General features: G+C 64.9%; 21 protein-coding genes. 13 read left to right on the top strand and 8 right to left on the bottom strand.

Features of this window, described 5'->3' with window-relative positions; all coding sequences use genetic code 11:
* The first annotated feature begins 43 nt into the window (after positions 1-43).
* The 5 genes from rpoS to HOP58_RS03760 all read left to right on the top strand — a co-directional run bounded on the left by rpoS (position 44) and on the right by HOP58_RS03760 (position 5,129).
* Positions 44-1,036 carry an RNA polymerase sigma factor RpoS gene (rpoS, locus tag HOP58_RS03780; RefSeq protein WP_026037959.1) on the top strand — a complete coding sequence of 331 codons (993 nt, stop codon included), beginning with the start codon at positions 44-46 and terminating at the stop codon, positions 1,034-1,036.
* 110 nt (positions 1,037-1,146) lie between these two features.
* Complete coding sequence (locus HOP58_RS03775; RefSeq protein ID WP_010627142.1) at positions 1,147-2,619, top strand: TolC family outer membrane protein; 1,473 nt, start codon at positions 1,147-1,149, stop codon at positions 2,617-2,619.
* A 131-nt stretch (positions 2,620-2,750) separates the two neighbouring features.
* Complete coding sequence (gene alr / locus HOP58_RS03770; RefSeq protein ID WP_234259608.1) at positions 2,751-3,869, top strand: alanine racemase; 1,119 nt, start codon at positions 2,751-2,753, stop codon at positions 3,867-3,869.
* Between the two features lie 12 nt (positions 3,870-3,881).
* A complete protein-coding gene (lpxL, locus tag HOP58_RS03765; RefSeq protein ID WP_010627144.1) occupies positions 3,882-4,796 on the top strand; it encodes an LpxL/LpxP family Kdo(2)-lipid IV(A) lauroyl/palmitoleoyl acyltransferase in 915 nt (304 codons plus the stop codon).
* A 174-nt stretch (positions 4,797-4,970) separates the two neighbouring features.
* Entirely contained in the window at positions 4,971-5,129 is a 159-nt protein-coding gene (locus HOP58_RS03760) for a DUF1328 domain-containing protein (RefSeq protein WP_010627145.1), read from the top strand.
* A gap of 72 nt (positions 5,130-5,201) precedes the next feature.
* Here HOP58_RS03760 and ettA read toward each other — a convergent pair whose 3' ends face one another.
* The 4 genes from ettA to HOP58_RS03740 all read right to left on the bottom strand — a co-directional run bounded on the left by ettA (position 5,202) and on the right by HOP58_RS03740 (position 9,199).
* Positions 5,202-6,863: an energy-dependent translational throttle protein EttA gene (gene ettA, locus HOP58_RS03755; RefSeq protein ID WP_010627146.1), complete on the bottom strand. Its 1,662-nt coding sequence runs from the start codon at positions 6,861-6,863 to the stop codon at positions 5,202-5,204.
* Between the two features lie 86 nt (positions 6,864-6,949).
* Complete coding sequence (locus tag HOP58_RS03750) at positions 6,950-7,159, bottom strand: hypothetical protein (protein ID WP_010627147.1); 210 nt, start codon at positions 7,157-7,159, stop codon at positions 6,950-6,952.
* Positions 7,160-7,341: 182 nt separating this feature from the next.
* On the bottom strand, positions 7,342-7,776 hold the full coding sequence (locus HOP58_RS03745; protein WP_010627148.1) for a PAS domain S-box protein: 435 nt from the start codon (positions 7,774-7,776) through the stop codon (positions 7,342-7,344).
* A 109-nt stretch (positions 7,777-7,885) separates the two neighbouring features.
* Positions 7,886-9,199: an MFS transporter gene (locus tag HOP58_RS03740; protein WP_010627149.1), complete on the bottom strand. Its 1,314-nt coding sequence runs from the start codon at positions 9,197-9,199 to the stop codon at positions 7,886-7,888.
* A 55-nt stretch (positions 9,200-9,254) separates the two neighbouring features.
* On the opposite strand from HOP58_RS03740, the gene HOP58_RS03735 reads away from it, so the two are divergent.
* Both HOP58_RS03735 and HOP58_RS03730 read left to right on the top strand, forming a co-directional pair.
* A complete protein-coding gene (locus HOP58_RS03735) occupies positions 9,255-9,524 on the top strand; it encodes a SelT/SelW/SelH family protein (protein WP_010627150.1) in 270 nt (89 codons plus the stop codon).
* 5 nt (positions 9,525-9,529) lie between these two features.
* Positions 9,530-10,444 carry a DMT family transporter gene (locus HOP58_RS03730; protein ID WP_010627151.1) on the top strand — a complete coding sequence of 305 codons (915 nt, stop codon included), beginning with the start codon at positions 9,530-9,532 and terminating at the stop codon, positions 10,442-10,444.
* On the opposite strand, the gene HOP58_RS03725 is transcribed toward HOP58_RS03730, so the two are convergent.
* The 3 genes from HOP58_RS03725 to HOP58_RS03715 form a co-directional block, all read right to left on the bottom strand.
* Positions 10,429-10,776 carry a type II toxin-antitoxin system RelE/ParE family toxin gene (locus HOP58_RS03725; RefSeq protein WP_010627152.1) on the bottom strand — a complete coding sequence of 116 codons (348 nt, stop codon included), beginning with the start codon at positions 10,774-10,776 and terminating at the stop codon, positions 10,429-10,431. The genes HOP58_RS03730 and HOP58_RS03725 overlap by 16 nt on opposite strands.
* Complete coding sequence (locus HOP58_RS03720) at positions 10,773-11,036, bottom strand: type II toxin-antitoxin system Phd/YefM family antitoxin (RefSeq protein ID WP_010627153.1); 264 nt, start codon at positions 11,034-11,036, stop codon at positions 10,773-10,775. The genes HOP58_RS03725 and HOP58_RS03720 overlap by 4 nt, the downstream gene beginning before the upstream one ends.
* Positions 11,037-11,102: 66 nt before the next feature.
* A complete protein-coding gene (locus HOP58_RS03715; protein WP_010627154.1) occupies positions 11,103-11,807 on the bottom strand; it encodes an arylesterase in 705 nt (234 codons plus the stop codon).
* Between HOP58_RS03715 and HOP58_RS03710 the strand changes: the two genes are divergently transcribed.
* From HOP58_RS03710 to HOP58_RS03685, 6 genes are all read left to right on the top strand, one after another.
* Positions 11,806-12,558, top strand: a complete 753-nt coding sequence (locus HOP58_RS03710; protein WP_010627155.1) for an ATP-binding cassette domain-containing protein — start codon at positions 11,806-11,808, stop codon at positions 12,556-12,558. The genes HOP58_RS03715 and HOP58_RS03710 overlap by 2 nt on opposite strands.
* Complete coding sequence (locus tag HOP58_RS03705) at positions 12,555-15,155, top strand: FtsX-like permease family protein (protein ID WP_234259607.1); 2,601 nt, start codon at positions 12,555-12,557, stop codon at positions 15,153-15,155. The genes HOP58_RS03710 and HOP58_RS03705 overlap by 4 nt, the downstream gene beginning before the upstream one ends.
* A 146-nt stretch (positions 15,156-15,301) precedes the next feature.
* Positions 15,302-16,708 carry a hypothetical protein gene (locus HOP58_RS03700; protein WP_234259606.1) on the top strand — a complete coding sequence of 469 codons (1,407 nt, stop codon included), beginning with the start codon at positions 15,302-15,304 and terminating at the stop codon, positions 16,706-16,708.
* A 128-nt stretch (positions 16,709-16,836) separates the two neighbouring features.
* Positions 16,837-18,102, top strand: coding sequence for a serine hydroxymethyltransferase (glyA, locus tag HOP58_RS03695; protein ID WP_010627159.1), 1,266 nt, complete (start codon positions 16,837-16,839; stop codon positions 18,100-18,102).
* A 327-nt stretch (positions 18,103-18,429) separates the two neighbouring features.
* On the top strand, positions 18,430-20,193 hold the full coding sequence (locus HOP58_RS03690) for a type I secretion system permease/ATPase (RefSeq protein ID WP_234259605.1): 1,764 nt from the start codon (positions 18,430-18,432) through the stop codon (positions 20,191-20,193).
* Positions 20,177-21,541, top strand: coding sequence for an HlyD family type I secretion periplasmic adaptor subunit (locus HOP58_RS03685; RefSeq protein WP_234259604.1), 1,365 nt, complete (start codon positions 20,177-20,179; stop codon positions 21,539-21,541). Before HOP58_RS03690 ends, HOP58_RS03685 begins: the two co-directional genes overlap by 17 nt.
* Positions 21,542-21,561: 20 nt before the next feature.
* Here the strand turns inward: HOP58_RS03685 and HOP58_RS03680 are convergent, their stop codons facing one another.
* The gene (locus HOP58_RS03680) at positions 21,562-24,567 is read right to left on the bottom strand and encodes an Ig-like domain-containing protein (protein ID WP_234259603.1); all 3,006 of its coding nucleotides are present in this window, start codon (positions 24,565-24,567) and stop codon (positions 21,562-21,564) included.
* Positions 24,568-24,812 lie beyond the last annotated feature (245 nt).

The raw sequence follows: 24,812 nt of genomic DNA, 5'->3' as shown, positions 1-24,812 counted from the left end.
AGAGATAACGACATTTCAGGACGAAACCACGGGGTAGCAACCGATGAGCATGCTTGAACGGGACCTTCAGGATGTTGATCTCGACGACGTCACCGAGTCTGATGAAGAGCTCAGTACGGAGTCGGACAGCTCGGCTAGCGACAGCGACGACGATACCGCCTTCGAGAAGGCGCTGAGTCGCGAAGACAAGCACTATCACCATAGTCTCGACGCCACCCAGATCTATCTCAACGAGATCGGCTTCTCGCCCCTGCTGACACCGGAGGAGGAGGTCTATTACGGCCGCCTGGCCCAGAAGGGCGACCCGGCGGGGCGGGCGAGAATGATCGAGTCCAACCTGCGGCTGGTGGTCAAGATTGCCCGCCGCTATCTCAATCGCGGCCTGACGTTGCTCGACCTGATCGAGGAGGGCAACCTCGGGCTGATTCGGGCGGTGGAGAAGTTCGATCCCGAGCGCGGCTTCCGCTTCTCCACCTACGCTACCTGGTGGATTCGCCAGACCATCGAGCGGGCGCTGATGAATCAGACCCGCACCATTCGTCTGCCGATCCACGTCGTCAAGGAACTCAATATCTACCTGCGTGCGGCCCGTGAGCTGACCCAGAAGCTGGATCACGAAGCCACACCGGAGGAGATCGCCGACTATCTCGACAAGCCGGTCGAGTCGGTGAAGAAGATGATGGGGCTCAACGAGCGTGTCTCCTCGGTGGACTATCCCATGGGTGGCGAGAGCGACAAGCCGCTGATCGAGACTCTGGCCGACGACAACGAGCAGGGTCCCGAGTCGTCGCTGGTCGACATCGACGTCAAGCAACATGTCGATGAGTGGCTTGCAGAGCTGACCGAGAAGCAGATGGAAGTGGTCATCCGCCGTTTCGGCCTGCGAGGCCACGAGGCGGCGACCCTGGAGGAGGTCGGCGACGAAATCGGCCTGACCCGCGAGCGGGTACGCCAGATCCAGGTCGAAGCGCTCAAGAAGCTGCGTCGCGTACTCGAGAAGCAGGGCCTCTCGATGGACAACATCTTCAACGAGTAACGGCAGATAGAGCAGAAACAGCCGACCTTCGGGTCGGCTGCATATTTTCTGCATGCTGATGCGCTATCATTAGCACCCTCATCATGCAGGGATGAACAAGGAAACGATCAATGCATCGCTCACCATTCACTAGGCGATTTCAGCGCCGTGGTCTTGCGGCAATCGTCGGTCTCGCCATGGCAGGCAACGTGCATGCTGCCGATCTGTGGACCATTGCCCAGGATGCGCTGGCCAACGATGCCGAGCTGGCTTCGACCCGCTCCGGTTTTCAGGCCACCGAGGCGGCGCGGGACGTACAGCGCGGCACCTTGCTACCGCAGATCGGCCTCGGCGGCAGCGTCAGTCACACACGTACCTATTCGAGCCCCGCACAAGGGGCGGCCGGCAGGGTACAGGAGGGCGCCGAGGAGCTGGGGGCCGGTGCTGCCGCCTTCGACCAGGACGATACGGTGAACAGTGTAGGGATCAGCCTCGATGCCGAGCAGGCGCTCTACGACCCGACCCGCCGTGCCCAACTGCAGCGTGCCGAGAGAGAGATCGATCGTGACGCTCTGGGGCTGGAAGCGACCCAGCAGCAGCTGCTCTACAACGTGGCCAACGCCTACTTCGAGATACTGCGAGCGCACGATATCCTCAGCGCCCGCCGCGCTCAGGAAACCGCCATCAGCCGCCAGCTCGAGCAGGCTCGGGAGCGCTTCGAAGTCGGCTTGATCGCCATTACCGACGTGCATGAGGCCCAGGCTCGCTTTGACCTGGCGCGGGCTCAGCGCATCGCCGCGGAAGGGGCCATGCAGGTCAGCTTCGAGGCGCTGGAGCGGCTGACCGGCCACCGCTATGACAGCATCGATGCCCTCGACGAAGAGGTGCCCATTGCCTCGCCACAGCCGGCCGACCGCGAGGAGTGGGTGGCGCTGGCCATGGCCAACAGCCCCATGGTGTTGATGGCCGAAGCGGGTATCGAGGTGGCCAGAAGCACTCTCGAGGTCTCCCGTGCCGGCCAGCGTCCGGTGGTGTCGGCATTCGCCAACTACGGTTGGGCGGATACCGACCGCAGCGGTACGGCGCATCAGTCGGAGAGCCAGGTCGGGCTGCGTGCCAGCCTGCCGCTCTACACCGGCGGTTCGACCCAGGCGCAGATTCGTCAGAGCGGCTTCCTGCTCGAGGCCACGCAGTACGACTTCGAGGCGCAGCGACGCGACACCATCCAGCAGGTCCGCTCCCTGTTCACCCGGGTGAACAACGACGTCGAGACCGTCGAGGCGCGCCGCCAGGCGATCATCTCCAATCAGAGCGCTCTGGAAGCGACGCGTTCGGGCTACGAGGTGGGTACGCGCAACATCGTCGACGTGCTCAACGCCGAGCAGAACCTGTTCAACGCCATCGCCGAGCACGCCGAGGCGCGCTACGACTATGTGCTGGGGTTGCTCCAACTGCAGCTGCAGGCAGGCATCCTCGGGGCGGATTCTATCCAGGCAGTCAACGCCTGGCTGTCCGAGGAGGAGCGCGTCTCGCTGGAGCTGCCGGATGAGGCCAACGACAATCCGGTCATGAACATCGGTGAGCGGCCTCAGGCGCCTTCGTGAAAAATCTCGAAATTGCCGCCAAAAAACGTAGATAATCACCGAGAACCACCGAGTAATCGGTGGTTTCTTTCGTGAAGCGGCTTGAGTTATGAAAGATAATACTGCGCTGTTCCCTATCAGCGGAGGTTGCCATGGCCAGGCCCCTGGTCGCAGACATCGATCTTGACGCCCTGCGTCACAATTATGCCCTGGCTCGTGAACTGGCCGGGGAGAGCCGGGCTCTGGCGGTGATCAAGGCCGATGCCTACGGCCATGGCGCCGTGGCGTGTGCCCGCGCGCTCGAGTCGCTGCCCGAAGGCAAGCGTCCGCCCGCCTTTGCCGTGGCCTGCCTAGAGGAGGCCGAGGCCTTGCGCCTGGGTGGCATCGAGTCGCCCATCGTGCTGCTCGAAGGTATTTTCGAGGCGGCGGAGCTGGCCCGCGTCGAGGCGCTCGACCTGTGGATGGCGGTGCACAGCGAATGGCAGCTCCGAGCCTTGCTGGAGCATCGTCCGGCCCGGCCGATTCCAGTCTGGGTCAAGGTCGACTCCGGTATGCACCGGCTGGGCTTTGCCCCCGAGCAGGTGGAGTCGGTATGGCAGCGCCTGGCGTCAGCCCCTGGGTGTGCCACCGGCCTGCAGCTGATGAGTCATTTCGCTACCGCCGATGCCGTCGATGCCGGCTACTTCGAGACCCAACTGGAATGCATGCGCGACCTGGCGCAGCGCCTGAAGGCACCGCTGTGTCTGGCCAACTCCCCGGCCACCCTGGCCTGGCCGCAGTCCCATGGCAGCTGGGTTCGCCCTGGGGTCATGCTTTACGGCAGCGATCCGCTGGAACGACCCAGCGAGGCCAGCCGCCAGCTGCAGCCGGTGATGACGCTGCGCTCCGAGATCATTGCCGTGCGCGACCTGGCAGTGGGGGAGCCGGTGGGCTACGCCGGGCGATGGCGGGCGCCGCGACCATCACGCATCGCGGTGGTGGCCTGCGGCTATGGCGACGGTTACGATCGGCATGCGGTCGACGGTACGCCGGTGCTGGTGGCCGGACAGCGCACGACGATTGCCGGCAAGGTGTCGATGGACATGCTGACGGTGGACGTGACCGACATCCCCGAGGCCGACATCGGCACCGAGGTGGTACTGTGGGGGCGCTCCCGTCATGGTGCGGTGCTCGGCGTCGATGAGGTGGCTCGCTATTGCGATACCATCAGCTATACGCTGTTGACCGGTATTCTGCCGCGAGTTCCCCGGCGCTATTCGCGGCTCGACTGAACGGAATCCTGCATGTCCAAACGCAACTGGCCCGACTCCTACGCCCATCCCCGCTTCTGGCCTGCATGGCTGGCCATCGGTGCCATGCGGGTGGGGGCCTGGCTGCCATGGCGGCTCAAGCTCGCCATCGGCAGGGCGCTCGGTCTATTGGCCTGGGCCGCAGTGCCGCGCCGTCGCCATATCGTCGACACCAACCTGAAGCTCTGTTTCCCCGAGCTTGGCGATGCCGAGCGTGCCAAGCTGGTGCGTGAGACCTTCGAGGCCAATGGCATCGGCATTCTCGAGACCGCAACGGGCTGGTGTCGCGACCCCAAGCATCTGCGCCATCGTGTGACCTACAAGGGCCGCCATCATCTGGATGCGGCCTACGCCAAGGGCAAGGGCGTGCTGGTGGTGGGCATCCACTTCTCGACGCTGGACCTGGGCGGTGCGCTGCACTCGCTCTACTTCCCTTCCGACGTGGTCTACCGGCCGCACAACAACCCGCTGTTCGATCGTTTCATGACCCGCGCGCGCAGTCGCATCTTCGGCGAAGCCATCGATCGCCATGACCTGCGCGGGGTAGTACGGCGCATCAAGGCCGGGCACATCGTGTGGTATTCGCCGGACCAGGATTTCGGCCGCGACGTCAGCGTGTTCGCTCCGCTTTTCGGCATCGAAGCGGCAACCATTCGCCTGACCGCCAAGATCGCGCGAATGACCGGAGCGCCGGTGGTGCCGCTAATGTTTCACCGCAACCCGGATGATCGCACCTATACCATCGAGTGCCACCCGGCGCTGGAGGATTTCCCCAGTGGCGATGAAGTGCGTGATGCCAGGCAGGTCAACGCCTTCATCGAGCGGGCGATCGGCAAGCACCCGGAGCAGTACATGTGGCTGCATCGGCGTTTCAAGACGCGCCCGGAGGGCGAGCCGGAGCTCTACTGAGCCCGGCAGGCACGAGCCGACAAGCGGCAGTTTCGTACGGTGATGTAGCAGAACCATAACAAGGCGTCACCGGTGGTAACTTGACGCTTCGGTGAGTTCACGCAAGGCTTAAAGGCACCTGATAGGGAAACTGCGCCGAAGGAAATTGGCGCTAAACGAGTCAAGGAGGTCCATATGCTCGGCAATGCCATGCTGTTTCTGATCATCGCCATCATTGCGGGGGTGCTGGGTTTCACCGGCATCGCCGGTGCGGCGACGACCATCGCTCAGATCCTGTTCTTCCTGTTCATCGTGTTGTTCATCGTCTCGCTGATCACCGGGCGAAAACCGTAGCCTTGCCATCTTGGCAAACGCAACGAGGCCCCGCATGGCGGGGCCTCGTTGCGTTTGTGGCATCCGGCGAGATCAGGCGTCGATGCGCTTGTACTTCATCCTGTGCGGGGTGTCGTTACCGACCCGCTTGCGGTGATCCGCTTCGTAGTCGGTGTAGTTGCCCTCGAAGAACTCCACGTGGGAGTCGCCCTCGAACGCCAGAATGTGGGTGGCGATGCGGTCGAGGAACCAGCGATCGTGGGAGATCACCAGAGCGCAGCCGGGGAAGGCGAGCAGCGCCTCTTCCAGTGCGCGCAGGGTCTCGATGTCGAGATCGTTGGACGGTTCGTCGAGCAGCAGTACGTTGGCGCCCTGCTTCAGGGTCTGGGCCAGCTGCAGACGGCCGCGTTCACCGCCGGAGAGGTCCTTCAGGAACTTCTGCTGGTCGTTGCCCTTGAAGTTGAAGCGGCCAACATAGGCGCGTGAGGAGACCTCGTAGCCATTGATGTTGAGGATGTCCTGGCCGTCGGAGACCGCTTCCCACACCGTCTGCTTGTCTTCGAGGGCGTCGCGCAGCTGTTCCACGTAGGCGATGTCGACGGTCTCGCCGATCACCACCTCGCCGCTATCGGGCTGCTCCTTGCCGGTAATCAGCTTGAACAGGGTCGATTTGCCGGCGCCGTTGCCGCCGATGATGCCGACGATGGCCCCCTTGGGTACGGTGAAGGTGAGATCCTCGTAGAGCAGCTTGTCCTCGAAGCGCTTGGACACGCCGTGGAACTCGATCACCTTGTCGCCCAGGCGCGGGCCGGGCGGAATGTAGATCTCATTGGTCTCGTTGCGCTTCTGGAAGTCGCCCGACTGCATCTCCTCGAAGCGGTTGAGGCGCGCCTTGCTCTTGGCCTGACGCCCCTTGGCGTTGCTGCGCACCCACTCCAGCTCGTGCTTGATCGCCTTCTGGCGTGAGGCTTCCTGCTTGGCCTCCTGCTCCAGTCGCTTCTCCTTCGATTCCAGCCACTGGGAGTAGTTGCCCTCGAAGGGGATGCCGTGGCCGCGGTCGAGCTCGAGAATCCAGCCGGCCACGTTGTCGAGGAAGTAGCGGTCGTGGGTGATGGCTACCACGGTACCGGGGTAATCGTGCAGGAAGCGCTCGAGCCAGGCGACCGATTCGGCGTCCAGGTGGTTGGTGGGCTCGTCGAGCAGCAGCATATCGGGGCTGGAGAGTAGCAACCGGCACAGGGCCACGCGACGGCGCTCACCACCAGAGAGGTGGCCGACACGGGCGTCCCAGGGCGGCAGGCGCAGCGCCTCGGCGGCGACTTCCAGCTTGCGCTCGAGGTTGTGCGCGTCGGCAGCCTCGATGATGTTCTCCAGGCGCGCCTGCTCGGCGGCCAGGGCATCGAAGTCGGCATCCGGCTCGGCGTAGGCGGCGTAAACGGCGTCCAGCTTGGTCTGCGCCTCCTTGATCTCGCCCAGCGCCTCCTCCACGGTCTCGCGCACGCTCTTGTCGTCGTCGAGCTGGGGCTCCTGGGGCAGATAGCCGATGTTGATGCCGGGCATGGGGCGCGCTTCGCCTTCATGCTCCTTGTCTACTCCGGCCATGATGCGCAGCAGGGTCGATTTGCCGGCACCGTTCAGGCCCAGCACGCCGATCTTGGCGCCCGGGAAGAAGGATAGGGAGATGTCCTTGAGGATCTGCTTCTTGGGCGGAACGACCTTGCCCACCCGATTCATGGTGAAGACGTATTGCGCCATGGAATTCCACTGGAGTTGAGGGGTTCAGTGGCCACGATGATAGTGGTCGGGCAGGGCAAAGGCCAGTGTCGCTGCGATGGGGGTGTCTACTCTTCTTCTTCCTCGTCGAGCAGCATCCAGTCGTCTTCGATGACGCGCTTGAGGCGGCGCTCTTCCAACAGGGCCTCGACGCGGCGTCGGGCACGCAGGGTATCGGCACGGCTGGAGGCGCGAGGACGCACATAGTCGTCGTCGTTCACCGCTTCGAGGAAGTCGTCGTCGTCGTGAGTGTCGTTGACAAGGGGTTCATGGCTCATGCGAAGTCCTCCCATGGCCCAGTGTCGACCGCGCTGCGATCGACGTATCGCACATCCGCTTCGCGTCCGAAGCGACGGACCTGAAGCGCCATCGGTGCCAAAGATCGGCACCTGACGGCTATATATATCCGGAAGGAGCCGAGAGCAAGCTTAATCGCGATTTTTTTCTTTGCGCCTGCAGGTTACGAGAGGCCGTGCTCGGCCTTGATTCGTTCCAACTCCCGCTGCGCCTCGACGCGCTCCGTGACGTCCTTCTGTACACCGATGTAGTAGGTCAGGTTGTCGTCGGCATCGTAGACGGGGGTGATCGACAGCTCGTTCCAGAACAGGGTGCCGTCCTTGCGGTAGTTGCGCAGCACCTCCCGGCACGGCCGGCCCTCGGCCAGCGCTTTGCGGATGTTGTCCAGCGCCGGCTGGTCGCGGTCGTCGTTCTGCAGGAAGCGGCAGTCCTGGTACAGGATCTCGTCCGCGCTGTAGCCGGTGAGCCGCTCGAAGCCCTTGTTGACGTAAATGAGAATGTTCTCGTCACCTTCCTGTTCGGCGACCACGATGCCGTCCTCGGAGGCGTCGACGATTCGCTCGAGCAGTTCGGGGCTGATCAATGGGGTTCGTTTCATTCCAGGCATTCCTGTCTCGGGCTTGGCGGTTACCGATCGTGTCTATTACCAAATGTCACTATGCTACACCATGGCCAGCCGGCGCCAGATTGACAACGTCTACTGAACTTTACTCGACATCCGGCAGGCGTGCAGCGGAGGTGGCGGCTCCCAGCGCCATCACGGCCAGTACCACCAGCAGCCAGTCGGTACCCAGCCACTGGGCCAGCACACCCGTCATGCCACCGACAAAAAGCATCAGCACACCGGTGATGGTATTGGAAAGCGCGACGTAGAGTGCCCGTTTGTCCTGGCCTGCCATGTCGACCAGGTAGGTCTTGCGGCCCAGGCGCACCCCGGCGTGGACGACGACAAGCAGAGCATAAACCAGGGCATAGGGCCATACCTGGGTGGTCCACTCTCCCGGCAGCCAGGCGATGCCGGCGCCGAGCAGACAGCAGGCCGCAGCGCCCAGGCCGGTGTCGCGCAGCACGCTGCGACTGGAGGTGTCGGAGCGCTTGCCCCACACCGGGCTTGCCAGCATGCCGGCGAGGCCCGAGACCACGATCAGCAGGCCCAGCCCGCCAAGCTCGGCGCCGCTCTGCTGCTGACCGAGCAACGCTACATAGGGCAGTGCCAGGGCGCTGGCCAGCAGCAGCGCACGTGAGATATTGAAGTGCAGGAAGTTGCGGTCCTCACGCATCAGATGCAGCCCCAGTTTGATGCTGCTCCAGGCGTTCTCGCCGCCCTCCACGGCGCCCGGCACCTCGGCGATGCGGGCCGCGCACAGGGCATTGACGGCCCAGCCCAGCGCGGCGACGCCTAGCAGTGCCGCCAGGGCCAGTTCGCCGGGGCGATCTTCGAACAGCATCAACACGCCGCCGGCAGCCAGGGTGACGGCCCCGGCCACGCTGCCGCTCCAGCCCAGCAGGTTGCCGCGGCGCTGCTTGGCGATGGTCTTGCCCAGCACGTCCTTGGTGGCGATGGACGAGAGCCCGCGGGCCAGCGAAAGTGCCACCAGCGTGATCAGTACCAGGGCGCCGCCGAGCCCGCCCTGGCCGAACAGGGCGAGCAGCGCGAGTGTCACCGCCGCCAAGGCCTGGAGGCAGCCGCCGACGACCCAGGCCCACTTGCGCTGCGGCTTGAGACGAATGAAGCCGGCGACGAACAGCTGCGGCAGCAGGGCCCCCGCTTCGCGGATCGGCACCAGCAGCCCGACCATCCACAGCGGGGCGCCGATCACGCCGAGCAGCCAGGGTAGCACCAGGCGGGCGCTGGAGAGTTCGTCTGCCAGCTTGTTGCCCAAGGAGGCGAACAGGTGCAGGAAAAAATTGCGTGGCTGCTCGTCGCAGGCCTCGTCGGCGATGTCCTTGCACATGCGGCTGTCTTCATCGCCCGTCAACCACTCGTACAGTCGCGACTGGCTGATCTCGCGCTCGCTCATTCCGGCTCCTCGGCTGCTATCATTCCGGTTCCATTGTTGCGACAGGGTGGTCCGCATGTCACGCATCCGCATCCATTACTGCACCCAATGCCAGTGGCTGCTGCGCAGCGCCTGGCTGGCCCAGGAGCTGCTCTCCACCTTTGGCGAGGAGCTGGAAGAGGTCGCCCTTGTGCCCTCCCACGGGGGCTATTTCGAGATCTTCTTTGATGACGAGTCGCTTTGGGAGCGCAAGCGCGACGGCGGCTTCCCCGACAGCAAGCAGCTCAAGCAGCGGGTACGCGACAGACTCGACCCCGGGCGGGACCTGGGGCATATCGATAGATGAAAACCATGGCCAGTGCGGCAATGCCGAATCAGGACCGCCAGGCGATTCTGTTCGGCCTGGGCGCCGTGGCGCTGTGGTCGACGGTGGCCACCGCCTTCAAGGTGGCGCTGGGCTACATGTCGCCGCTGGAGCTGATGTGGCTGGCATCTGCAGTGTCGTGGTTGCTGATGGGCGTGCTGGTGATGCGTCAGGGGCTGCTCGGCCAGGCCCTGCGCCGCGGCTGGCGCACCGCCGCCTGGGCCGGGTTGATGAACCCGGTGGCCTACTATCTGGTGCTGTTCGGTGCCTATGCCCGCCTGCCGGGCCAGGAGGCCATGGCGCTCAACTACACCTGGGCGTTGGCCATGGCCTTTCTCGCCGTACCCATCCTCGGCCAGCGGCTGACCCGCACCGACGTGGCGGCAGGGCTGATAGCCTATGCTGGGGTGTGGGTGATCGCCACGCGAGGGCAGGTGCTCGACGTGGCCTTTGCCGATCCGCTGGGCGTGGGGCTGGCGCTGGGCTCGACGCTGTTGTGGGCGCTTTACTGGCTGCTCAACGTGCGCGACGCCCGCCCACCGCTGGTGGCCCAGTGGCAGAACTTCAGCGTCGGCCTGCCGGTGCTCACGCTGCTGATGCTGCTGGGGCCCGGCTTCACCTGGCACGGCTGGGCGGCGCTGGGCGCCGGGGTCTACGTCGGCCTGTTCGAGATGGGCATCGCCTTCGTGCTGTGGCAGCTGGCCATGCATCGGGTGTCGCGTACGGCGCGGGTCTCCAACCTGATCTTCCTGTCGCCGCCGGTCTCTCTGCTGCTGCTCTATTTGGTGGTGGGCGAGCCGATCCTGCTCTCCACTCTGGTCGGGCTGGTGCTGATCCTCGGTGGCCTGGGGTTACAGCAATGGCAGAAGGCACCGCGGGCAGCGGCTCAGGAGAGCAGCTGATATTCGAACAGCAGTTGCTTGAAGTCCTGGCGCTGATGGGCGAAGAGATAGACTGACACCTGCTCCTGCTCGGGCCAGAAGCGATAGATGACCCGGTAGCCGTCGATCAGCAGCTCACGGTAGTGGCCGATGCCCAGCTCCAGGGCCAGGCAGCAGACAGGATAGGTATGGGGATGGGTCGAGAGCCGTTCGAGACAGGTCGTGACGAGGTTTCGTGAAATTGTCTCGACACGCGGCAACGGGAGCTCGAGTTTGTCGAGCAGGAAGTTCTCGCAGGTTTCCAGGCTGAGTTCTGCCGTGGCTTCGAAGACCACTCGCAGCGGCGTTGTCATAATGATTCGCCACGGCGTGCCTCGTGCCTGGTCTCGAGCCGCGCCATGAACTCCTCGGCGCTCATGGTCTTGCCTTCCTCACGGCTCTTCTCGCCCAGGCTCAGCAGCTTGAGCAAGGCAATAGCCTGCTCGCGGCGCTCGTGGGCGGCGTAGGACTCCACCACGTAGGTAGGCTTGCCCTTTTGCGTGATGACCAAGGGCTCCTCCACGTCGAGTGTGGCCGCATTCTGCTTGAGGTAGCTGATGGTCTCGGTGCGCATGAGTGCACTCCTGATAACATGATGGTGGTCCAAGAATAGTCCGCAAATGGACCGCCGGCTAGTCGCTCATTCCGCTGCCACTTCGGCCAGCTGCACGCCGTTGTTTTCCAGCATCGGTTCGAGGGCGGGCCAGACGTTGTCGAGTATGATGGGTTGGGCCTCGGCGGTGGGGTGGATGCCGTCGCTCTGCATCAGGCCATCTTCCAGCGCCACGCCTTCCAGCAGGAAAGGCACCAGTGGGGTATCGTAGGTATCGGCCAGACGGCTGAAGACGTCGGTGAAGGCGCGGCGGTAGGCCTGCCCGTAGTTGGGCGGAATGTCGATGCCGAGCAGCAGCACTTCGGCGCCGGCGGCCTGGCTGGCCTCGATCATGCCGGCCAGATTGGCCTCCATCTGGGTCGGCGGCAGGCCGCGCAGACCGTCGTTGCCGCCCAGCTCGAGCAGAACGATGTCCGGGTCGTGCTGTCCGAGTAGCTCGGGGAGCCGGCTGGCACCGCCGCCGCTGGTCTCTCCGCTGATGCTGGCATTGACGACCCGCGCGCTGCCGTCGAGCCGCTCCTCGAGCAGGGTGACCCAGCCGGCCTCCTGCTCGAAGCCATAGGCTGTGCTCAGGCTGTCACCTATTACCAGCAGGACCGGACGCTCGGCTGCCAGGGCCGGAGCAGTGACCAGTGCCAGGGCGAACAGCGCGCTACCGGCAAGGCCAGCGCCGCAGGAACGCCAGCGCGCCAGCCAGACGCCTACCAGACCAAAGGGAAAGACTTTCACCATGACCGACTCCTTGACTCGAGATGCTGTTTCGCTTGCCGCCGCTTCCGGGCGTGACGCCAAACCGATTCTACATGCTCGTCAGCTGAGCAAGCAGGTGACGAGTGGCGAACGGCGGCTCACCATTCTGAGTGGTCTGGAGCTCGAAGTGTTCCCCGGCGAGAGCGTGGCGATCCTCGGCCAGAGTGGCGCAGGCAAGTCGACCCTGCTTGGCCTGCTGGCGGGGTTGGACGAGCCGAGCGGCGGCGAGCTCGAACTATTCGGCGAGACGCTCGGCAAGCTCGATGAAGATGGCCGCGCCCGGCTGCGTGCCGGCCGGGTCGGCTTCGTGTTCCAGAACTTCCAGCTGCTGCCGACCTTGACGGCGCTGGAGAACGTGCTGCTGCCATTGGAGCTCTCGCCGCTTCCCGACGCCGGGGCCCGGGCCCGCGATTGGCTCACCCGCGTCGGTCTGGGTGAGCGCATGGAGCATCTGCCCAAGCAGCTTTCCGGCGGCGAACAGCAGCGGGTTGCGCTGGCCCGGGCCTTTGTCACCGGCGCCGAGCTGGTGTTCGCCGACGAACCCACGGGCAACCTGGATCAAGCCACCGGGGCGCGCATCATCGACCTGCTGTTCCAGCTCAACCGCGAAGCCGGCACCACCCTGGTACTGGTGACTCACGACCATGCGCTGGCGGCGCGCTGCGATCGTAGCCTGCGTCTGGAGGAGGGGCAGCTGATCGAACTATTGCGCGATGAAGAGGTGGGCGCATGAGCCGAGCCTCTACCCAGGCCGAGGGCGCCAACCTGCTGCGCCTCTCCGCCCGCGGCCTGCTGCGCGATCTGCGCGCCAGCGACGTGCGTGCGCTGTTCGTCGCTCTGGCGCTGGCGGTGGCCGCCTCGACCATGATCGGCTTCTTTCTCGACCGCCTCGACCGTGGTTTGACCCGTCAGGCCGGTCAGCTGCTGGGCGGCGATCTGGTACTCGAGCAGGGCCGCCCCTTCAGCCAGGAGCTGCGCCAGACCCTGGAAGAGGCCGGCATGACGCTGAGCGACCAGGTCGACATGGTGACCATGGTCAGCTTCGGCGACGCCTTCCAGCCGGCCAGTCTCAAGGCCGTGGACAGCATCTACCCCCACTACGGCGAGGTCTACGTCGACCGCGGCGAGGGTCTCGAGACGGTCGGCCACGGCCCCGCTCCGGGGGAAGCCTGGGTGGCGCCGCGCCTGGCGCTGCTGCTGGAGGCGGAGCTGGGCGACCGCATTCAAGTGGGCGAGGGCGAGCTGACGTTGACCGGACTGGTCGAGCGCGAGCCGGACCAGTCCGCCGGCTTCGGCAACTTCAACCCGCGGTTGATGGTCCATCTCGACGACCTCGAGGCCACCAACCTGGTGCAGCCGGGAGCGCGGGTGGAATTCGAGCTGCTTGCCGCCGGCCCGCCCCAGGCGCTGGATCAACTGGCGCCGCTGCTCGAGCGCCTGCGTCGTGACGGCGTCGAGGTGCGTGACGTGCGCCGCGACCGACCGGGCCTCGGCAACGCCCTGGAGCGTGCCGAGCGCTACCTGAGCCTGGCCGGTCTTGCCGCGGTGCTGCTGGCCGGGGTGGCGGTGGCCATGGCCACGCGCCGCTATGTGGAGCGGCATCTGGATACCGCGGCGCTGCTGCGCTGCTTCGGGGCCACTCAGCGCGATCTCACCTGGCTCTTCGCCCTGCAGCTGCTGTGGCTGGCGCTGGCGGCATCGCTGCTCGGGGCGCTGCTGGGCCTGGTCGGTCAGGCCGCGCTGCTGGCGCTGCTCACGGCCTTCCTGCCGCTGACTCTGCCGCCGCCGGGCTGGCTGCCGCTGTGGCTCGGTGTGCTGACGGCGCTGGCGGTGCTGGTCGGCTTTGCCGGCCCCACGCTGCTGCGCTTGAAACGGGTCAGCGCGCTCAAGGTGCTGCGCCGCGAGCTCGACCCGCTGCCGGCCGCAGCCTGGCTGGTGGTGCTGGTGGCCAGCCTGGTGTTCGGCGGTCTGCTGTGGCTCTACTCCGGCGACTTCGGCCTGGCGGCTTCGCTGCTGGTCGGCGGGCTGGTCATGCTGGTGGTGCTGTGGAGTCTGGGCGGTCTGTTGCTCGGCCTGGTACTGCGCGTTGCCGCACGTCTGCCCCAGGGGGGCGGCAAGGGAGCGGAGTTGAGCCAGGCCCTGCGCCTGGGCGGGCGCCAGCTGGCGCGGCGGCGTTCCGCCAGCCTGGGGCAACTGCTCGCCTTCTCGGTGACCTTCTTCGCCATGGCCATGATCGCCATGGTGCGGGGCGACCTGCTCACCACCTGGCAGGACCAGTTGCCCGAGGATGCACCCAACTACTTCGCCATCAACATCCAGCCCGCCGAGCGCGAGGCATTCATCGAGGCCCTTGAGGCCAACGCCGACGACCGCACCGCGCTCTACCCGATGGTGCGTGGGCGGCTTACCGAGATCAACGGTGAGTCGGCCCGTGACGCCGTGCCGGTGGAGTCCCGCGGTGACGGCTCGCTGCGTCGTGAACTCAATCTCACCTGGCAGGCCGAGCTGCCCGAGGGCAACCGGATGGTAGCCGGCCAGTGGTTCGATACGCTTGCGGAGGCCTCACCCAACGGCTGGCTGGGCGAGGTGGATGCCGAGCCGGCGCAGAGCGTGGTGCCGATCTCGCTGGAGGATGGGCTGGCCGAGCGCCTGGGCCTGTCGCTGGGCGATCGCCTGACCTTCACCATCGGCGGCGAGGAGATCGTCGGTGAGGTGGCGAGCCTGCGCAACCTGGACTGGGACAGCTTCCGGCCCAACTTCTTCGTCATCTTCCCACCCGGGGTGCTGGAGCGCTTCGGCCACAGCTTCATCACCGCATTCCATCTGGAGGCGGGGCAGGGCGAGACGCTGCGCCAACTGGTGCAGCGCTTCCCCGGAGTGTCGCTGCTCAACATCGACGCCATCCTGGCCCAGGTGCGTGACGTCGTTGCCCAGGTGACCCGGGCGGTGGAGCTGGTGCTGGCCTTCGTGCTGCTGGCCGGGGTGAGCGTGCTCTACGCCTCCTTGACGGCCAGTCGTCCGGCGCGGGCTCACGAAAGCGGCCTGCTGCGGGTGTTCGGCGCCGGCCAGAGCCTGATTTCCCGTGTGCAGGGAGCCGAGTTCGCCATTCTCGGCTTGGCCAGCGGGCTGATGGGCGCGCTGCTGGCCGAGCTGGCTACTGCCGGCATCTATATCGCCTGGTTCGATCTGGCACCGCGCCTTCACCTATGGCTTTGGATCGTGCTGCCCTTGGGTGGCGCGGCGCTGATCGGTGCCATCGGGCATGTCCTGTCGCGGGGCCTGCGCAAGCAGGCCCCGGCGGCAAGCCTGGGGCTGCTGGGAGAGGCCTGATGCCTCCGCCGCGACGTTGAAACGCCCGCGGCGATGTTTGAGCGCTGCACTGCATGAATGCGGTTACACTATGTAAACGCGAATGTGGTGCGGCGTGCCTTGCCACCTTCCTATCCGACCGATGCAGTGCACAGGAGGTGGCATCGATGAAGCTTTACCGACCCCGATCGATCGGCCTGAAGCAGGCCCTTGTCTTCGTTGCGCTCTTCGGCGCCCATGGTGTCGCGATGGCGGACGCAGAGCGCTTCGAAGCCGACCTGCGCGCGCTGTTCAGCGAAGGCGGAACGCTTTCCATCGGCGATGTCTCGAGCGCCATGCTGCGTTCACGGCTCACCGCCGAGGATATCGTGTTCGAGGCCGAGGAGGGCGAGCGGCTGCTGATCGACCGTTATATCGTCAGTGGGGACTACGACGCCCCCACCGATGTCACGCTCGAAGGCCTGCGTATCGAGGACAGCCTCACCGAACTGACCCTGATGAGTGTCGAGCGCATCGTGCTCGGTGAGCCGTCGCAGGCGGTGTTTCCGCTGCATGATGATGCGCTGACGCCCGAGCAGGTGCGCCTGGGTAGCCTTGCCATCGACGGCATCGTGATCGAGCTTGCCGAGGAGATCTTCTTCGACACGCCGCTCAGCAGCGGCCATGGTCGCATGACCATCGACAAGCTGCGCGGCGAGTCGCTCTCCCATGAGGCGATCGGCATGCTGGAGATCTCCGGCATGGCTGGCGTTTTCGATGAACTGGAAGAGCTCGGCTCCGGGTCGTTCACGCTGCGTTCGCTGCGCCTGGAGGGGCTGACCGGGATCGATAAAGAGGGCGAGGAGAAATTGGCCTCGCTGGTGCTGCGTGATCTGGCCGTGGAGTCTCCCGAGCTGGTCGCTCGTCTGGCCCTGTTCGATCTCGACGGCAACTTCGACGACGGCAAGGGTGGAGTGCGTCTCGAGGGGTTGCACATGGATCTGGCGCGCATGATCGAGCTCGCTCCCGAGGATGAGCGCACCCAACTGCGCATGGTCAGCAACGTACTGACCGGCGGCAGCGGCGAGCTGCGCCTCGATGCCGCCTTGCTTGGCAGCTGGCAGGAGAAGGATGAACACAGCGTGCTGATCAGCGACAGCCAGATCGACATACACGATGCCTTGAGCCTGCTGCTCGACATCAATCTGCCGCTGCTGCTACCGCACGAGGTGACACCCAGCGATGCCTTCAGCAACATGGAGTGGCTCGAAGACGCCACCCTGCTGGGCGGTAACATTCACCTGAGCCTGGCCAACCAGGGCCTGTTCTCGCGCCTGGCCACGCTGGGGGCGGCCATGGAGGGCGTGACCGAGGCGCTGTACGTCGAGCAGGTGCGCACCCAGGCCCAGGGCTTCGGCATGATGTTCGGCCCCGAGATCCAGGCCATCCTGGTGGGATTGGTCGACCTGCTGGAGGGCAGTGCGCAGCACCTCGACGTGCGTGTGACCCTGCCGGCACAAAGCACCGTGACCAGCTATATGAGCGACCCGTTGGGGGTGCCGGGGAAGCTCAGTGTTAAAGTCGAAACTCGTTGATCCAGCTCTTCTCACTAAACCCAGCATGAGAATTTCTGCACCAGCCCATGACGGCCTTTCAAGTGAAAGCCGCCATGGGCTGGGGTATCATGGCGCATCCCGATTTCCCCATGCGAGGTTTGCCGCCGATGTTCAGCCGTGACATGACGATTGCCGGTTTCGATGATGCCCTGTTCGATGCGATGCAGAAGGAGGTCGCACGCCAGGAAGCACACATCGAGCTGATCGCCTCCGAGAACTACGCCAGCCCGCGCGTTCTGGAAGCCCAGGGCAGCCAGCTGACCAACAAGTACGCGGAAGGCTACCCCGGCAAGCGCTACTACGGCGGCTGCGAGTACGTCGACATCGTCGAGCAACTGGCCATCGACTACGCCAAGCAGCTGTTCGCTGCCAGCTACGCCAACGTTCAGCCCCACTCCGGCTCCCAAGCCAACAGCGCCGTGTTCCAGGCGCTGGTCAAGCCGGGCGACACCGTACTGGGCATGAGCCTCGATGCCGGCGGTCACCTGACCCACGGCGCCAAGCCGAATTTCTCCGGCAAGCACTACAACGCCGTGCAGTACGGCATCGACGGCAGCGGCCGCATCGATTACGAGGAAGTGGCGCGTCTGGCCCGTGAGCACCAGCCCAAGATGATCATCGCCGGCTTCTCCGCCTACTCCCAGATCATCGACTGGGCCAAGTTCCGCGAGATTGCCGATGAAGTGGGCGCCTTCCTTCTGGTCGACATGGCCCACATCGCCGGCCTGGTGGCGGCCGGGGTCTATCCGAGCCCGCTGCCCCACGCCCATGTGGTCACTACCACCACCCACAAGACCCTGCGCGGCCCGCGCGGTGGCCTGATCCTTTCCGCCGAAGGCAACGAAGAGATCGAGAAGAAGCTGCAGTCGGCCGTGTTCCCCGGCGGTCAGGGTGGCCCGCTGGAGCACGTCATCGCGGCCAAGGCGGTGTGTTTCAAGGAGGCCATGGAGCCCGGCTTCAAGAGCTATCAGCAGCAGGTGGTCAAGAACGCCCAGACCATGGCCGGTGTGTTTATCGAGCGCGGCTACGACATCGTTTCCGGTGGCACCGAGGATCACCTGTTCCTGCTCTCGCTTATCAAGCAGGGCCTGACCGGCAAGGATGCTGACGCTGCCCTGGGCCGCGCCCACATCACCGTCAACAAGAATGCGGTGCCTGGCGATCCGCAGAGCCCGTTCGTGACCTCCGGTCTGCGCATCGGCACCCCGGCCGTGACTACCCGCGGCTTCGGTGAAGGCGAATGCCGCGAGCTGGCCGGCTGGATCTGCGACATCCTCGACGTCATGGCCAAGGGTGAGGATACCGCCGCCATCGAAGGCGAGGTGAAGGGCAAGGTGGAGGCCGTCTGCGCGCGCTTCCCGGTCTATCGCTGATACGCTGAACGACCTTTTCGGATAGTAGAGCCCCGCGCCGTCCAAGACGGCGCGGGGCTCTGCGTTTGTGCTGCGCTGGCTGCCTAGCCAGCCAGCGGGGTCATGGGGAATGGGAGTCGACGATTTATCCAATCGGCAATGCTAGGAAAAAAGGGTTGGTGCTGTGAGCCTTTTTTCGCATGTCGGTCAGCGCGTCGCTCAGCCGTTGCTTGCATTTTTCTGAGCACCGCCTCATGCGGTGTACCCGGCGTGCTACCATATTTGAAACGGCTTGTATCGTTGCGTAAATGGGTTCCGTGCCAACGCCAGATCTGCAGGTGACCCTCGATGGGCAGGAAACAGGATGCCTCGGAGCTTGAGCATGCGCTGCATGCCTGCCGGGCTGCCTTCGTTTCGGTGGGGCTGTTCAGCTTGTTCATCAACCTGCTGATGCTGGTGCCGGCCATTTACATGCTGCAGGTCTACGATCGCGTTCTCGTCACGATGAGCGGCGAGACACTGCTGATGCTCACCCTGGTGGTCGTTTTCCTGTTTCTCGTCATGGGGCTGCTCGAACTGGTGCGTTATCGCATCCTGGTGCGCTTGGGCAACCGCTTCGATCTTGGGCTCAATGGCAGACTCTTCCAGGCCATGTTCGGTGGTGGCCTGCTCACGGGCAGCCAGCAATCCGCACAGCCGCTTACCGATCTCTCCACGCTGCGGCAGTTCCTCTCCGGCAACGGGCTGCTGGTCTTCTTCGATGCGCCCTGGGTACCGATCTACCTGGCGGTGCTCTTCCTTTTTCATCCCTGGCTCGGTCTGTTCGCCACTGCCGCAGGCTTGCTGCTGGTGGCGCTTACCCTGATCGGCGAGAAGATCACCCAGCCGCTGCTGAGCGATGCTGCAGCCGAGCAGATCAGGGCCAACGAGCTGGTGGAAGCCAATCTGCGCAACGCCGAGGCGTTCCATGCCATGGGTATGCAAGCGGGGGTGCGGGCCCGCTGGTTGCAGCGGCACCGGCGCTATCTGGCCGGGCAGTCGCTGGCCTGCGACCGGGGGGAAGCGCTGGCCAGCAGCGCACGAATCCTGCGCTTGCTGGCCCAGTCGCTGATTCTGGGACTCGGCGCCTGGTTGGTGCTAAGGGCGGAGCTGACGGCGGGCATGATGATCGCCGGCTCCATTGTCATGGGGCGGGCGCTGGCACCCATCGATCGCATGATCGGTAGCTGGCGGGGCTTCGTCTCCGCCCGTGGGGCCTATCGCCGCCTCGAAGAGCTGCTGCAGCGGGTGCCGCAAGAGCCTGAGCGCATGGCCCTGCCTCGGCCCAGGGGAGAGCTTCGCCTCGAAAGCGTTTCGGCATGCGTACCGGGTGGGCGACAGCCGGTGTTGCACAACGTGAGCTTCGAACTCGCTGCCGGTGAGCATCTTGGCATCATAGGCCCCAGCGCTGCCGGAAAATCTTCATTGATCAGAGTCATGTTGGGCATCTGGCCGGTGACGAGCGGTGCGGTGCGTCTCGACGGTGCCGACATCGCCACCTGGAAACGTGACTTGCTGGGGCCTTGTATCGGCTATTTGCCCCAGGACATCGAACTCTGCGACGGCACTGTGGCCGAGAACATCGCTCGCTTCGGCGAGGTCGACTCGAAGCGGGTCGTGGCGGCGGCCCGCAAGGCGGGGGTCCATGAGATGATCCTCTCCTTGCCCGAAGGCTACGACACCGTCATCGCTTCCGGCAGCGGTCTTTCCGGTGGCCAGCGTCAGCGCATTGCCCTGGCGCGGGCCCTTTATGGCGATCCCGTGGTGGTAATGCTGGACGAGCCGAATGCCAATCTCGATGACCGCGGCGAGCAAGCTCTGAACGAGGCCATGCAGACGCTGAAACGGGAGGGCGTCACGCTGTGCGTCATCAGCCATCGGATCAGCGTACTGAAAGACATGGACCGGCTCCTGCTGCTGCGCGACGGAGAAGTGCAGCGCTTCGGTCTGCGTGAGGAGGTCATGGCCGGCCTGGCCATCAAGCCGGTACCCGCGGCCACGGCGGAGGCGCGTTCGTTCGCCTCAAGGGCGATGGGAACGCCTGTGGGAGGCGGCAATGAACATTGCGCATGAACCCACGGAGCCGCGTAGGCAAGGTGGCGACGAGGCACTGTCGGAGCTGGTGTCGTGTGAGGTGCCTCTGGATGAGCGTCGCTACCACGGCTTCGGTCTGCTGGTGCTGCTGCTGGGCCTGGGCGGCTTCGTTGGCTGGGCCTCCTTCGCTGAGCTCGCCGTGTCGGTGGTCGCGCCCGGTCATGTGGCGGTCGAGTCCTTCCGGCGTTCGGTCCAGCATCTGGAGGGGGGAATCGTGAGGGAGATTCTGGTGGCGGATGGCGATCTGGTCGTGGCCGGTCAGCCTCTGGTCGTGATCGATGACATCCAGGCCCGCAGCCAGCTTCAGATCCTGCGCTCCCACTACCTTGCCTACCGGGCCACTGAGCTGCGGCTACTGGCCGAGCAGCAGGGAAGCGAGGCGTTGGCCATGCCGGAAGAATTCACGCAAGGCGACTTGCCCAGAGCTCAGGAGGTGATGGCCTTGCAGCAGGCGCTGTTCGTGGCCAGGCGCCAGTCCCACCTGGGCTCGCTGGAAGCACTGGATGAGCAGGTGATACAGATGCGCCGTCAGGTCGAGGGTTTGGAGGAGCTGGTGCGCCTGGGCGAGCGTCATCTCGCCTCGCTGCGTGCCGAGGAGCGCGATCTGCGGGGTTTGTTCGAGAGGGGATTGGTCAATAACCTCAGACTGCGGGAGGTCGAGCGCGATCTTTTGCTGATCGAGGGGGAAGTTGCCGCCCGTCGCGCCGAGATCGGTCGCCTCGGTTCGCTGCTGAGCGAGAACCGCCTGCAGCGTGAGATACGCGTCCAGGAGTTCCACAAGGAGATCGCAGAGCAGCTGCGGGACGCCCAGGCGCGCGTGGCAGAGGCCGAAGAGCGCATGATCTCGCTGTCGGACCAGCTCCTGCGTACCGTGATCAAGGCGCCGGTGGAGGGCACCGTGGTGGATCGTCGTGTGCATTCGGTCGGCGACGTGGTGCGCCCCGGGGAGTCGCTACTGGATCTGGTGCCGGTGGGAGAGGGCTTTCTCATCGAGGCGCGTGTGCCGGGACGGGACATCGACCGGCTCTATACCGGTCAGACGGCCGAGATACGCTTTTCCGCCTTCAATCAGCGGCGCACCCACACCAGCCCGGCCCAGATCGTCTACGTCAGTGCGGACAGCCAGCACGATGAGGCAACCGGAGCCAGGTACTATCGCGTGCGCCTGCGGGTGTCGGATAGCGAACGGCAGGCCCTCGATGGGCACATGCAGCTGTTGGCGGGCATGCCGGCGGAGGTCATGATCCATACCGGCGAGCGCACCTTCGCCAGCTATCTGCTCAAGCCACTCGCCGACATGTTCGTTAGAGCGGCACGGGAGGAGTGAGCCTGCGGGCTCGGCCGCCGTCAGGCCAGGAAAGCATCGTCGTTGAGCTGAAAGTCGTTGTACCAGATCTCCCTGGCTTCCTGGTTGCGCGCGAAGAGAAAGAACATGCCGTCGGTGGCGGCACCTACCGCATGCACCGGGGTCTGGGGGTCGCTCATGTTCTCTCCGTCGCGGCTGCTGGTCATGATCTTCGTTCCCGGACTCGAGGCATCGAAGCTCAGTTCCGCGGCCGAGGAAACCTTGAAGTGGATGTCGCCATAGGGCCGGTTGGTGTTCTCCTGATAGAAAACGTAGATCTGCTCGTTGTCCTCGTCGTAGACCAGCGTCGGACGGCTGCCGTTCTGGGAAGCGGAATGTACCAGCACCGGCGCTTCCCATTCGCCCGGCATGCCCTTGATGGCCCAGATGGCGTTCTTGTCGTCCTTGACGGTCATGATGATGCTGCTGCCGTCCCACAGCACGGCAAGGTGGTTGTCCAGCACGACAGCACCGGTAATCGTCTCGATCACCCAGCCGGAGGCATAGCCGGCGGGAGAGCTGGGTGTGGCCTGGTAGGCGAATTTCCACAGACCCGTGGCGTCGTCGCCATAGACGAGACCGACATGGTCGATGCCGTTGAGCGTGAAGGCGACGAAGTCGACCTTGTTGTCGCCGTTGCTGCCGGAGATGGTGCTGGGGCCGCTGTCGATGGTCACCGTGGCCCAGGTGGCAAGACTGGAAGAGGTGGGGTAGGCCAGCTTGAGGCCTGCCGAACCGCCTGAAGCCGAAGGGCCTATCATGGCCACCACCGGTATGCCGTTCTGATCCAGGCCGAGCGCCATTTCCGTGTTCTGTTCCCACTCGGCCCCTGCCAGCTTGCCGCCCGAGCCCGCCAACTGCACGTCCTTCTCGATGGCGAACGTCTGCTGCTGCTGGTCGTAGCTCATTTGATAGAGCCTGGGTTTCGTCTCGGTGGGGCCGAAGTTGAGCACGTAGAGCGTGTCGCTCGCGTCGTGCCAGGCGATGTCGGCGCGTCGACCGCTGGTGAGCAGGGTCGGGCTGGCGCTGCTCCAGCCGCCCTGCGTGCCGGGCTCGGGCAGGGTGCCGTCGAAACGGTAGACGTGCCAGCCGCTCTGCTCGGGCAGCACGGCCCACCATTTGCCGTCATGGAAGAAGCTCTTGTTGGCGTTGTTGTGTTCGAAGTTGCGGCGATCGCTGGTGTTGAAGGCCGTTGCGATATAGCTCGTCTCCAGCGGCAGAGGTGGCGGCACGTTGTGGGTGACGGAGACGATGACCGTAGCGGCTGCGCTCTGCAGGCTGCCGTCGGAAGCGCGGTAGGTGAAGCTGTCGCTGCCGATGAAGCCCGTGTTCGGTGAGTAGGTCATGGTGCCTGTCGGGTTGAGCGTGACGGTGCCGTTGGTGGGCTGGGTGAAGCTGCCCACCGTCAGCGGGTCGCCGTCCGGGTCGCTGTCGTTGGCCAGCACGGCGATCTCCACGGCCACACCCTCGGTGGTCGTGGCGCTGTCGTCGTTGGCCACGGGTGGGCGGTTCACCGGCGGCTCTCCGCCGCCGTCGAGGTGGTACTCGACGATCAGCTTGGGCGGTACGCCGCCCTCCGCCGAGGCGAAATCCCAGCCATCGGGACCCAGCGGCAGAAAGGCCCAGCCGTAGTTGGGCTGACCGTCGGCCCAGGCCTGCAGGCTCGCCGTCACGTCCAGGCGGGTGGTGCCCACCGGCACGAAGCCGGTGACGAGGTCGTACTGCAGCGCGGCCTCCTGCCCGTCGGCCTGGATGCCGTTGCCCAGACTGTTCCAGGTATCGCTGTCGTTCCAGGGCATCACCATGCGGTGCAGGCGGGCGCCGTCGCCCTTGCCGGTCGTATTGAGCTCCAGGGTGGCCGAGAGGATGGTGGCGCCGAGCGGGATCTGTCCGGCTTCGCTGCCGAAGATGTGTTCGAAGCGCAGCAGCGTCTGCACCTCACCTTTCTTGTCCACGCTGTCGACGGTGAGCGACTTCGAGGTCGCTCGGCTGGTGTCGGGCGAGGTCTGATGCAGATAGGTGTCCACCACCCCGGCATATCCACCCACGCCGTGCTGGAAGTGAAGGCTGCCGGTGGCGGGCGGTGGCGGCTCGGCTGCGCTGACGGCGACATGAACCGTGGCGGGCTCGCTGGCCAAGGCGCCGTCCCAGGCGCTGTAGGTGAAGATGTCGTCACCGACGAAGCCGGGCGCCGGTGAATAGGTCAGCGTCCCGTTCGGGTTGAGTGCAACGCTGCCATTCGCGGGCTGGGTGAAGCTGGCTACTGTCAGCGGATCGCCGTCCGGGTCGCTGTCGTTGGCCAGCACGGCGATTTCTACGGCGATGCCTGCCATGGTGGTGGCGCTGTCATCGTTTGCCACGGGTGGGCGATTCACCGGCGGCTCCCCGCCGCCGTCGAGGCGGTACTCGACGATCAGCTTGGGAGTGATGCGACCTTCTGCCGAGGTGAAACCCCAACCGTCGGGACCCAGCGGCAGGAAAGCCCAGCCGAAGTTGGGCTGGCCGTCGGCCCAGGCCTGCAGGCTTGTCGTCACGTCCAGTTGGGTGATGCCGGCCGGTACGAAACCGGTTATGAGGTCGTACTGCAACGCAGCTTCCTGCCCGTCGGCCTGGATGCCGTTGCCCAGGCTGTTCCAGGTATCATCATCGCTCCAGGGCATCACCATGCGATGCAGGCGTGCGCCATCGCCCTTGCTGGTCGTGTTGAGTTCCAGCGTGGCCGAAAGAATGGTGGCGCCGAGCGGGATCTGCCCGGGTTCGTTGCCAAATATATGCTCGAAACGTAGCAGCGTCTGCACCTCGCCTTTCTTGTCGACGCTGTCTACGGTGAGAGACTTCGACGCCGCTCGACCGGTGTCGGGAAACGATTCGTGCAGATAGGTGTCGACGACGCCAGCATAGCCATCGAGACCGTGCTGGAACTGCACGACATTCGATGCATTCGGATCGCCAAATGCCGTTTGACCGGAGAGCGCTTCTTGCGCTTCCGGGAGCACCGAACTGGTCATGACAGCTTCCCTCCTGAAGCCATGTGCGAGCCCCGCTTCAAAAGCGTAGAGAGCCCGATGCCAAGGTGACCACCTCAAAGATCCGATGCGGCGATGCCTAGAAAATCCATGTGTTTTCAGGGCATGAAAAACCCGAGGTCAAGTTGAAGACCGTTCATGTAGCCTGACCTGGGCCGGTGTTTCGGTTCAGCCGGCGGGCTCGCCTTCCGTTATGCTTGAAGCAAGCAATGAACTTTGGTGGACCA

The sequence above is a fragment of the Halomonas sp. MCCC 1A11062 genome (genome assembly GCF_021404355.1).
Classification (GTDB): Bacteria; Pseudomonadota; Gammaproteobacteria; order Pseudomonadales; family Halomonadaceae; genus Halomonas; species Halomonas aerodenitrificans.
Note: the sequence above shows the minus strand (reverse complement) of the source record. Positions and strands in the feature narration are given on the sequence as shown.